Annotated in this window: 7 protein-coding genes; all 7 read left to right on the plus strand. The window is 41.9% G+C overall.

The window, feature by feature from the left end:
* The first annotated feature begins 261 nt into the window (after positions 1-261).
* Positions 262-465 (plus strand): helix-turn-helix domain-containing protein, encoded by a 204-nt coding sequence (locus PF479_RS10765; protein ID WP_298006142.1) that lies wholly within the window; start codon positions 262-264, stop codon positions 463-465.
* Positions 462-647, plus strand: a complete 186-nt coding sequence (locus tag PF479_RS10770; RefSeq protein ID WP_298006145.1) for a hypothetical protein — start codon at positions 462-464, stop codon at positions 645-647. Before PF479_RS10765 ends, PF479_RS10770 begins: the two co-directional genes overlap by 4 nt.
* Positions 631-2,139: an AAA family ATPase gene (locus PF479_RS10775; RefSeq protein ID WP_298006147.1), complete on the plus strand. Its 1,509-nt coding sequence runs from the start codon at positions 631-633 to the stop codon at positions 2,137-2,139. The genes PF479_RS10770 and PF479_RS10775 overlap by 17 nt, the downstream gene beginning before the upstream one ends.
* A gap of 82 nt (positions 2,140-2,221) precedes the next feature.
* Positions 2,222-2,527: a hypothetical protein gene (locus tag PF479_RS10780; RefSeq protein WP_298006150.1), complete on the plus strand. Its 306-nt coding sequence runs from the start codon at positions 2,222-2,224 to the stop codon at positions 2,525-2,527.
* Positions 2,524-2,715, plus strand: coding sequence for a hypothetical protein (locus PF479_RS10785; protein ID WP_298006153.1), 192 nt, complete (start codon positions 2,524-2,526; stop codon positions 2,713-2,715). Before PF479_RS10780 ends, PF479_RS10785 begins: the two co-directional genes overlap by 4 nt.
* On the plus strand, positions 2,712-2,945 hold the full coding sequence (locus PF479_RS10790) for a hypothetical protein (protein WP_298006155.1): 234 nt from the start codon (positions 2,712-2,714) through the stop codon (positions 2,943-2,945). Before PF479_RS10785 ends, PF479_RS10790 begins: the two co-directional genes overlap by 4 nt.
* Positions 2,942-3,157: hypothetical protein (locus PF479_RS10795; protein ID WP_298006158.1), on the plus strand; the 216-nt coding region annotated here is incomplete at its 3' end. The genes PF479_RS10790 and PF479_RS10795, both read left to right, overlap by 4 nt.

A 3,157-nucleotide genomic window follows, 5' to 3' on the forward strand; every position in this document is an offset into this window, starting at 1 on the left:
GTTTATGAATCTTATAGATTTTGGAATTCTTTATTATGGATGCCACGGCCAGAAAAAAAGGCTGATCCTTATACAAAAAGAACTGTTCCTAATTTCAAAACCTATATTCATAAATACGATTGAATTGATAATAACCGTTTAACGGTTTTTATATTGTCTGTAATGGATGTGGCACGCTTCACACTGGTTACAGGGGGAAAATAAAGGTTCCCGGCTGAAGGCAGTAAGCCCTTACCAAAATAATTTTTGGGAGGGCTTGTCATGCGTACAGCCATTACTAAGGAAATCGCTTTAACGAGAGCGACAATCAGCGGTCCAGAGTTAGCAGAACTCACAGGATTATCTAAAATTACAGTCTACCGGAAAATGGAATCCGGAGAAATTCCTTCAATTCATATTGGCAGCCGCCGACTCATATCAAACAATTATTACTCTAAACTCATTTCCGGGGAGGCAGAAGCATGACTTCCCAGGAACTCAAGAACCTAAATGATTTTATTCTTCAGTCAATCCAGGCTACTCCATTCGGTGAAATCCACATAGTAATAAAAACCCATGACAATAAACCTGTACTCCTGGAAACATCTGTTATTACCAGAAAAAAGCTGACCGGAAATCCCGGGGGTTCTTATGTCAAATCAGCTTGAACAACAGGACGGCCCGAAAGCTGAACAGTTTGAAACAGACTATGAGAGGATTGTTCTTCATTGTTTCTTTGCTTCCCATGGTTTAATCAAAGATTCTGGGATCAATGAATCAGATTTTCTAAATCCCAAACATAAGCAGATTTTCAGGGTAATGAACCTTATTTTGTCTGAAGGTGATATACCTGAATTAGTGGCCGTATCTGAAAGGATGATAGATGATTCAAGCTATCTTTCAGAGCTATCAGGTCTTGAAGGATGCTCTACAGCAAATATCAATTTCTATTCAAAAAAACTAAAATCCAGATCAAAGATTATTGAGCTTAGAAGGGCAGCAGAAAGCACTCTCGATAGTCTTAATTCTCCTGATCATGATTTAGATAAAATCATTGATTCACTTCAAAAAGCAATACAGTTAAAATCTCATGGTTCACTTATAGCAACCGGAAAAATCAAAATATGGAATCAGACAGAACTCATGAATACTGACTTTCCTAAAATGGAATGGTTAGTGTATTCACTCATTCCTAAAGGTAATGTTGTTGTACTGGCCGGAGCTCCGAAACTGGGTAAAAGCTGGATGGCCCTGGCCCTGGGTCACGCTGTTGCAACCGGGGGTTCCTTCCTTGGATTTAATGCACTCAAAGCACAAGTATTGATCCTTTCTCTTGAGACTTCCCCGGCCAGAGATGCAGGACGTTTCCGCAAAATGGGTATTACTCCAAATGATAATTTATTCATTGCTCATGAGTGGCCAAAAGGGGCCGAAGGGTTCGCCAAGATAAGGGAGTGGCTGGACTCTCACCCACAAGCCGGAATGATCCTGGCAGACACATGGGTTAAACTGGCAGACCGCCATGACATGAACGACTATTCAGCCGTAAGTCATGAAACAGGAACACTTAAAGCGATTGCGGCAGAGTACGATGTAACCATAGGCATTCTGACCCATACAAGGAAAGGCTCTCAGTCAGAAGATGCCTTTGACGCAATAATGGGCTCTCAGGGGCTCTCCGGCATAGCTGACACCATGATGGTCATGAGGAAGAGAAGAGGGGCTCACGAGGCGTCCCTGAACGTCACAGGCCGGGAAATAACGGAGAATGAATTTGTTCTCAAGTTTGATCCTGATGTCTGCACCTGGGAGATGGTCGGAAATTCTTCAGAAGTTGCAGAACATGACAGCAGCCAGCCTATTCTTGATTATCTCAAAGAACATGGAGATTCAAACACACAGGCCATAGCTGATGCAGTCGGTAAGTCAAAACAGAACACTTCAAACATTCTGGGAAGGATGGCAGACAAAGGGCAGATAGTAAAGATCAGCCGTGGAGTTTACAACCTCCCCCTGGAAACACCGTTTACATCGTTTACTAGTTTACATTCTGATTTACCAGAGACTGAAACCATAAACGGGGAGTACACGAGTACACGGTGTACACGCACTACTCCAGAACCAGAACCGGAAGAAGTTATTAACTTTGAGATATTTTGAGGAGGCTTGTATGAGAAACAGATCGCCTTGAAATCATCATTTCTTCACTAAGTTTTTATATCAACAACCGGGAGGTAAAATTATGTTGAGCATGACAGAACCTGGACAGATAAGAGAGGGATCGGCACTACCCTTTATTCAAGCTGCCGCACTTGGAAGAATTACACCCTATCAATTAAAAGAGTTGGTTGATGCAGATCAGGTGTTAATAATTGTCCATGAAGGAAAGGATCTGATTTCTAAATCAATCATTGCTGATCTTGCTTCTATGTATAAGAAATTGAAGCAGAGGGAAAACCTGGAAAATAAGTTTGATGCTTTGGCCAGAATTGCAACCTATGGGAAAAAGCATAGCCAGAAGAAACAATATTATCGGAGGAATTCATGAATGTTTATGGACTATTTGAATTACCAAAACTAGGCAGCCAGGAGGCATTAATTACCCTGTGTTCTGAACTTGGGATAATTCCTAAATCGGGAGCGAACGGAAGAAAGTATGTTTTTCAGGATGACTTAAAACTTCTTGAAAAATCACTAATAGGAAGCCGGGAAACGGCAAAGGATAATACACTATGAGAATTTCATTTTCTAATGGTGGCTCTATGGTAATCAAGTCGTCAAATCCGCTTGAGTCTATGGCCCTGAAACAATGGGTAGAGTCCAGCTGTTATCCGTCACCGGAGACAGAATCTACAGAGGTTTCTCTTGGATCTTTGGTTATTGAAGATTCAGACGGAAAGGATCTTATTGACGATCGATGGGAAGCCGTCGAGATGGTAAAACGAATTAGAAAGGCGGTTGGATGATGGATGATCAGAAGGTTTATAGAGGGATGCAGCAGGATAAAAGGAACCGTAAAAAAGTTACGGTTATCGAAAACAGACCGGGGGCAGAACTCCCAAAGGAACAGGACAAAATGGAAAATACACTCACAGCAGCAGAAGGAACCGCAATCAAAGCAGCCGACAAACACAATACCAAATTGGCTGAAGTAGTCGACCTGGCAATCTCTCAGGGA

The sequence above is a fragment of the Oceanispirochaeta sp. genome, assembly GCF_027859075.1.
GTDB lineage: Bacteria > Spirochaetota > Spirochaetia > DSM-2461 > DSM-2461 > Oceanispirochaeta.